Annotated in this window: 6 protein-coding genes and 1 tRNA gene; 1 reads left to right on the top strand and 6 read right to left on the bottom strand. The window is 57.5% G+C overall.

From position 1 onward, the window contains the following. The 6 genes from KGL31_00740 to KGL31_00715 form a co-directional block, all read right to left on the bottom strand. On the bottom strand, positions 1 to 248 hold a 248-nt coding region (locus KGL31_00740; protein ID MDE2320438.1), incomplete at its 3' end, for a ribose-phosphate pyrophosphokinase-like domain-containing protein. A 67-nt stretch (positions 249 to 315) separates the two neighbouring features. Further along, positions 316 to 389: transfer RNA gene (locus tag KGL31_00735), tRNA-Gln, on the bottom strand. Positions 390 to 414: 25 nt separating this feature from the next. Continuing rightward, positions 415 to 1,293, bottom strand: a complete 879-nt coding sequence (gene ispE / locus KGL31_00730; GenBank protein MDE2320437.1) for a 4-(cytidine 5'-diphospho)-2-C-methyl-D-erythritol kinase — start codon at positions 1,291 to 1,293, stop codon at positions 415 to 417. A 3-nt stretch (positions 1,294 to 1,296) separates the two neighbouring features. Next, the gene (locus tag KGL31_00725) at positions 1,297 to 2,121 is read right to left on the bottom strand and encodes a hypothetical protein (GenBank protein MDE2320436.1); all 825 of its coding nucleotides are present in this window, start codon (positions 2,119 to 2,121) and stop codon (positions 1,297 to 1,299) included. Next, complete coding sequence (locus tag KGL31_00720; protein ID MDE2320435.1) at positions 2,118 to 3,893, bottom strand: tetratricopeptide repeat protein; 1,776 nt, start codon at positions 3,891 to 3,893, stop codon at positions 2,118 to 2,120. Before KGL31_00720 ends, KGL31_00725 begins: the two co-directional genes overlap by 4 nt. Before the next feature lie 40 nt (positions 3,894 to 3,933). Further along, positions 3,934 to 4,599 (bottom strand): YihA family ribosome biogenesis GTP-binding protein, encoded by a 666-nt coding sequence (locus KGL31_00715; GenBank protein MDE2320434.1) that lies wholly within the window; start codon positions 4,597 to 4,599, stop codon positions 3,934 to 3,936. 507 nt (positions 4,600 to 5,106) lie between these two features. Here KGL31_00715 and KGL31_00710 point away from each other — a divergent pair. Then, entirely contained in the window at positions 5,107 to 6,816 is a 1,710-nt protein-coding gene (locus KGL31_00710) for a LysM peptidoglycan-binding domain-containing protein (GenBank protein ID MDE2320433.1), read from the top strand. The last annotated feature ends 77 nt before the right edge of the window (positions 6,817 to 6,893 follow it).

Raw genomic sequence — 6,893 nt, 5'->3', positions numbered from 1 at the left:
GCCGACGCCCGCTTCAAGGCATCAATGATCACCAACAGTTCCATCAGGTTCTCGTTGACGGGTCGGCAGGTGGGCTGGATCACGAAGACGTCGGCACCCCTGACATTCTCGAAGATCTGGACCAGGATCTCGTCGTCAGCGAAGCGCGATACCTCGACATCACCCAGTGGAACGTCAAGGTAATCCGCAATCTCTTGCGACAAGGCCGGATTGGCATTACCAGAGAAAAGGATTAACCGATCAGCCATCAGACGTTCTCCGAATAGCGCATAGTTCCTCCTCCCCCTCTACACTCGATGACGGCCCGCCACCTGCTGGCTGGGGGGCGAGGACTCGAACCTCGATGTGCAGATCCAAAGTCTGCCGGATTACCCTTATCCGACCCCCCAAGTAGAGGCGTAACGAATCTCGCCCCTACTGCTCCGACGCGAACAGAGGGTTCCTCTCCAAGGTGCGGCAGGCAACCGCAGCAATTCCGTTCTCGACTAAACTCGACGCGACCCGCTTGGCCATCTCGGCCTCTCGCATAATGCCAAAGACAGTTGGCCCGCTCCCGCTGACCAAGACCGGGCTTGCGCCCAACAGCAATAACCGTTGTTTGAGGTTAGCGACTGGCGGATAGGCCTCGAGCACCACATCTTCCAGCCGGTTGAAGCAGTGCGAAAGCGCAGCCTCTTCCTGGCCGGACTCAACCAAATCTCGCATTATAAACCCGGCTTCCTCGGATGTCAACGGTAATCGCAGCCGACGGTAGACTGACGCCGTAGAGATTTCCATTCCGGGATTGGCAATCACGAGCCATCGTGGCGTCAGCGCAACCAGCTCTTCTACCCGCTCCCCTCGCCCCCGTACAAAGGCAGCCCCCCGACAAAAAAAAAGGGGGACATCGGAACCCAACTCAGACCCGAGGCATGTCAACTCCTCGCGAGGCCACCCGAGGTCGTACAACAGGTTCAGCCCCCACAGGGTCGCCGCGGCGTTACTCGATCCCCCTCCCATCCCTCCGGCAATAGGGATATGCTTCTCGATCCGAATGCTCACCCCGCCGTGTACACCACTGTATCGCAGCAGCAGATCGGCCGCCCGATAACACAGATTATCAGGCCCGGGCGGAACTTTGGGATCTCTGGCCCGGATCGTAATCCCGCTCGTGCGGCGTTCCAGGATGATGGTATCGCACAGCTCGGTCAGCACCACGATCGAGCAGATCTCGTGGTACCCATCGTCACGCCGCCCAAGAACCTCTAGAAAGAGATTAACCTTGGAAGGAGAAGCCAGCGTGACCTGCTTCATATCTCAAGGGAATCTGAGCGATGGGGGCACACCTATATCCAGGTTCACCACCTGCGCCCCTTGGGCCGGCTGCGGGATTTGAAATAACTCACGAGGCAACTCAGGATTCATTTTATAGGACCGGTACGAGACCTCCACCGTCACCTGCTTCACAGGCTCCTCCAAGACGAGCACGCGCACCCCGTGAGCCGTAGGAGCGTACCGAAATCTCAAACGCAGTGATTGTCGGTCATACAACTCCCCTTTTAGAAGGCTCAGATCGTCATCGGCGAACCAGAGGCGCTGCGTGAATGGCGATTCCTGTTCTCGTAGCAGATACGCGCGATCGTTGTCCGGGCCATATAGTTCTGCCTTCTCGATCTGAATAGCAAGGGGTGGTAAGCCGAGCAGCAATCGCACCAGATGAGCCGGCACCACGCGGAATCCCGTAATCGCAGCCACGTTATCAGGCGTCGCACTCCCTTCGGCAAATATATTCTGCAGCAGCGCATGCGCAATCAGTCGTCGTCCGTCGCTCACGATAACCGATGACGTGAACCCGCCCCAGCCGATGCTCTCTAGTCGAATCAGGTCGGGTCGCTCGATGGCGACCACCTCTTGACGAAACTCTTGTGCTCCCCCCCGGCGCACTGTGAGGTCGAGCATGGCTTGCAAACCTGTGACTGTAGCCTCGCGCTCCTGTATGGTGCGGAGAATCTGCTGTGCAACTGGTCGCGAAGGGCGCAAAAGGTCCTTTCCCTCCGGAACGAGTTCAAGACCGTACGCACACCCACTGAGCGCTATTCCCGTTATGAGCGCCACGTATCGCAGAGATGGACGACCGGTCATCCACCTTCCCGAGAGAGTACGTTTCGGGCCTTTCTGAGCTTGTGCTGTACTGCCTCGTTGGCACCATCGATGGCAAGGGATCGTTCCCACTCCCTGATCGCCTCAGGGACCATCTGCTTTCTGAAATACACATCTCCGAGGTGTTCAAAGATGGTGGGGTCCGCCTTCTTGGAGAGTTCCGCGGCGCGCTTCAGTTCTACCAGGGCTTCGTCCACCATTCCCTTCTTATAGTAGGCCCAGCCCAGACTGTCTACGAACGCCCCGTTATCAGGCTCAAGCTCTAAAGCCTTCTTGACTAAAGCGACCGACTCATCGAGCCTGATCCCCTCGTCGGCGAACATGTAGCCCAGGTAGTTGTACGCATCAGCATTCCTGGGATCGACAACCAAAAGCTTGCGAAAGATCGTTTCGGCCTTGTCAATTTGATGACTCCGCTCAAAGGCCGAGCCGAGTTGATAGAGGTAGGCGGCATTGCTCGGTTCCAGCCCGAGCGCGCGCTCAAGTTGCGCGATGGCCTGAGCATAGCTCTTTTGTTGAAAATAGATCAGACCCAGCAGGTACGGAATGGTGCCCTCGTTCGGCCTGAGGGTTCCCGCCGTAGAGAGCAGATCACTGGCCTCGGCATACCGTTCCTTCTGGCTGAGGATGTACCCGCGGTGGAACAGCGAGTCCGGATAGCGTGGACTGTCCTTGGGAATCTGCGCCAACTCTTCAAGGGCCTCATCGAGGCGCTTATCATCCTCAAGGGTCAGCCCCAGATAGTAACGAACCTCATAATTGCTCGGTTCCTGTCGGAGGATGTCTCGAAAGGCTCGAATGGCCTCGCCATACACCTTCTTCTCATAGTAGATGAACCCAATCCGCAGCTTAAATGAGCTGTTGTTCGGCTCTTGATCGAGCAGCCGCCGATACTCGACAAGCGCGGCGTCAAGGTCTTTCTGTCTCAAGAGCAACTGAGCCAAACGCTCTCGAAGCTCGTCATTCCTAAGATCATCTTTGAGCGCACGTTGGTACAGCTCCCTGGCCTCGTCTAATCTCCCCTGCGCTTCAAGACTCATCCCGAGCGCCGCCAACGCGGGATCAAACTCTGAGTCGCGTTCCAGGATCTCCCGAAAGACCTGGCTCGCCTGCTCCGACTGTCCCTCCTCCAGGTAGAGACGACCCAGGTTATAGCGGATAACCAGCGAGCCCGGATCAACGTCCAGCGCTTTCCGGTACACTGCAATCGCCTCCTGCGCTCTCCTGGCCTCTCCATAGAGGGCCGCGAGTTGCAGGTACGTCTCGGTCCGAGCGGGGTCCAGATCGACCGCCTCACGGAGGTACCGTTCGGCGGCCGGAAGGTTATGCAGGCTCTGATAGACAGCAGCCAAGAGCAGGTGAGTTTGAAGATTCTTCGAATCAAGGGCAAGCGCATCCTCTCCCGTGTTGATCGCACCTCGAAAGTCGCCCCGCTTCATATACAGGGAGGCCAGGTGATTGTGCATGACGACAGATCGAGGGTCGACCTGCAGTGCGGCCTTTTGCCACTTGATCGCTGTCTGATAGTCCCGTATTTGCTCCGCCAGCAGGCTTCTTATGAATCGATAGTAGGCCTCGGCCTTGCCTTCTTCCCTCTCGGTCGCTTCGGGCACAGAAACGACGGCAGCTATGGGTGCGCTAAGCCGTATCGCAGGCTCAGGCTCAACCGTCTGCGCGGCCACGCACCCTTGACCGAACACGGCCAGCCCCAATAATCCGCAGAGACATTGTCGGGCCCATCGTGATTTACTCATACCCACCCAACTCCTCATACATTCCTGCACTGGTCGGTGACTATGACTGCCCCGCCATTGCCGATGCGAGCCTAGCAGGTCCGGAGGTTAGAGTCAACGCCGAACCCCTCGGGCTAGATCGCTTGTGCGCGCAGCCGCCGATGATCGCCAGCAGCGATTCCCGGCCCTCCTCAGACTTCGCGGAAAACGGGATAATCACCCGAGGATCGCTCACGCCTAAGGCTTGGGTGACGTCGCAAATCTGCGCGTGCCGGCCTGTCCGCCGAAGCTTATCGATCTTGGTAAGAACGGGAACCCAATCGAGAGAGAGCTCATCCAGTAACCGTTTCATCTGCAGGTCCCTCTCCGTGACCCCTTGTCGCGCATCAAGAAGTACCACAACTACTCTGAGGTTGCGACTTGCGGCAAGGTACCCCTCGACCAGTGGTCCCCACGCCCGCCGAATCGAGTCAGGCGCCTTTGCATAGCCGTAGCCAGGAAGATCAACCAGATAAAAGTCCTGGTTGACCAGAAAAAAATTGAGAAGTTGTGTTCGGCCCGGTACGGCGCTAACGCGGGCAAGCCCACGGCGACGCAGCAGACAGTTAATCAACGAGGACTTACCGACATTGGAGCGGCCTACGACTGCGATCTCCGCTCGTTGCTCGTGCGGAAGTTGGGCAAGCGACGCTACGCTTGTAATGAACTCGGCAGAGAGGATTTTCATGGCGCCAGTATAGCATAGCTTTGCCTATCGTTGCTACCGTCAGAAGCGCGTCAAGATGTCCAGTTGCTGTTTTTGGGGCTTGACAAACTCATTGCAGAAGGCTATAAACTACCGCAATCGCCTCACTACCGTGAGAGGCTCTATTAGAGAAACAGATCGTTACGGCTTCTTGAATTCTTGCCAGCTTTAGGCTTACAACCCTGACAGGAGGTCAAGATGGACCATCGATGCTCCCGAAAGCTCCTGTGGGTGGCGGTCGCTATCACACTGAGTGCATCGCTTTTTGCCCCCACTTTAGCCTTGTCTTCCGACGAGCCGACCCGTGGCAATGGCCTCGCCGCGACCCCGCCGCCGAGCCACCCTGACAATTTTCTTACAGCCGCTGTTGTTTCATCTCCGAGCACTCAGAGCGTCCAGCCCCAGGACGCAGCTCTTACCGAAACGCTTCGTAAACCAAGTGAAGATGAGGGGGTCCTGCGAAATGGGTTGGCCCATTCTTCCAGGGGGATGCAAGCATTAACGGCAGGGGATCGAGTCAAGGCTCAGGAAGAGTTGGAGATCTCAAAGGGCATTCTGTCGAAGATCTCAGGGGTGGCGACCTCAGATGGCCTTCGCCTCCAACTTATCGAAGAAACAGCTCTCCTCAAGGCGGCACTATCTGCCGCTTCTCCAGGCCAAGACGCAGATAGCGTGGTAGACGAACAGGAAGAGGAGCGCGAAGCCGATACGGAGGCGGCCCCTGACCTTGTCGTTCCCGAAGAAGCGCCGAGGCTGTCATCTCCTGGCGGCGAGATCGTTTCGATGCCCGAACTGGACGTGAGCAACTTTGACGTACCGATCGTACTCAACGAGCAAGTCAAGGCTTACATCGAGTATTACCAAACTCGAAAGTGGGGCGTGATGAACCGGGCCTTCGAGCGGGCAGGCCGGTACCTGCCGATGATGCGCAGGATTTTTCGGAATCAAGGCCTTCCACTGGAGCTCATCAATCTGCCCTATATCGAAAGCTCCTTCAACTACCGGGCATACTCCAGGGCGAAAGCCTCCGGAATCTGGCAGTTTATTAAACCGACCGGGAATCGGTACGGGATGAGAGTGAATCACTGGCTTGACGAGAGGCGGGATCCGGAAAAGGCCACCCTCGGGGCTGCCGCCTACCTGAAAGAGCTGTACGGGATGTTTCACTCCTGGCCGCTGGCGCTGGCCGCATACAACGCAGGCGAGCAGCGGATTCAGCGGGCCATCGAACAGCAGGGAACTACCGATTTTTGGTCGTTAAGGCTTCCAAGGGAAACCCAACTGTTTGTCCCGGCTTTCATGGCTATCACCATTATTGCCAAAGACCCTAATCGGTACGGATTTGATGCACCGGTTGAGGAGCCCTGGGAGCTAGAGCGGGTGACCGTGCCCGGAGCCATTGAGCTGCGGTCCGTCGCCCGGGCGGTGGGCGTTTCGCCCGATGCGATCCGTAATCTCAATCCAGCCATCATGCGTGGGGTAACCCCTGCGGCTACCGCTGGGCATGAGATCTATCTACCGCGTGGCACGAAGGAGACCCTCTTGGCCAACCTGGATAAGCTGCCTCGATCCCCTTCCCGTCTGGCAGTTCAGGTCGCAGGCCGGTGGCATCGGGTGAAAAGAAAGGAGACCCTAGGATCGATCGCATCGCAGTATCGAATGACAGCCGCCGGACTCGCCAGCCTGAATGGGGTAAAGGTTGGCGATAGATTGAAGGTGGGGGCGCTGCTTCGATTGCCGCCAGTCCAACGATCGAGTGAGCGGGCCATGACCCTTGCTCATGCCACCCGTTCTCGAACTGTCGCACCGCGAGTCTCTGAGGTCACTCCACCCGCCAGCTCCACCGTCCACATCGTCAAGCCTGGTGATACGCTCTTTGGGATCGCCAAGGCCTACGCCGTCACGCCTGAGGAACTCCGACGGTGGAACAATACCGATCTGAAAGGCCAGGCGAAGATCAGACCTGGACAGTCATTACAGGTAGGCGCGCAGGCCGCGAAAAACAACCGTAAAGTCAGCATCGCGGGCACTCTCACAACCCCCGCCATGTACTACCAGGTAAAAAGAGGTGACACCCTTTGGGGGATTGCCAGAATCCACGATGTTACGCCGGATCAACTCTACCGTTGGAATGCTCTCGGTCGTCAGACCAAGCTCCAGGTTGGTCAGAAACTGATGATCCACCTTAGTGAGAGCTAACGAGACTTCACTCTCTTACCTGACTTCTTCCGGCCCTTTTAACGCCATAGCGCGAGACCCAGTGCGCCATGAGAGCG

It is taken from the genome of Candidatus Methylomirabilota bacterium (assembly GCA_028870115.1).
Lineage (GTDB): Bacteria > Methylomirabilota > Methylomirabilia > Methylomirabilales > Methylomirabilaceae > Methylomirabilis.
This window is presented reverse-complemented; position numbering and strand designations above follow the sequence as displayed.

Bases quoted from the DNA above. Each gene is read 5' to 3' on its own strand.
- KGL31_00710 (MDE2320433.1), top strand. From the start codon at position 5,107: ATGCAAGCATTAACGGCAGGGGATCGAGTCAAGGCTCAGGAAGAGTTG.
- ispE (MDE2320437.1), bottom strand. From the start codon at position 1,293: ATGAAGCAGGTCACGCTGGCTTCTCCTTCCAAGGTTAATCTCTTTCTA.
- KGL31_00715 (MDE2320434.1), bottom strand. From the start codon at position 4,599: ATGAAAATCCTCTCTGCCGAGTTCATTACAAGCGTAGCGTCGCTTGCC.
- KGL31_00725 (MDE2320436.1), bottom strand. From the start codon at position 2,121: ATGACCGGTCGTCCATCTCTGCGATACGTGGCGCTCATAACGGGAATA.
- KGL31_00720 (MDE2320435.1), bottom strand. From the start codon at position 3,893: ATGAGTAAATCACGATGGGCCCGACAATGTCTCTGCGGATTATTGGGG.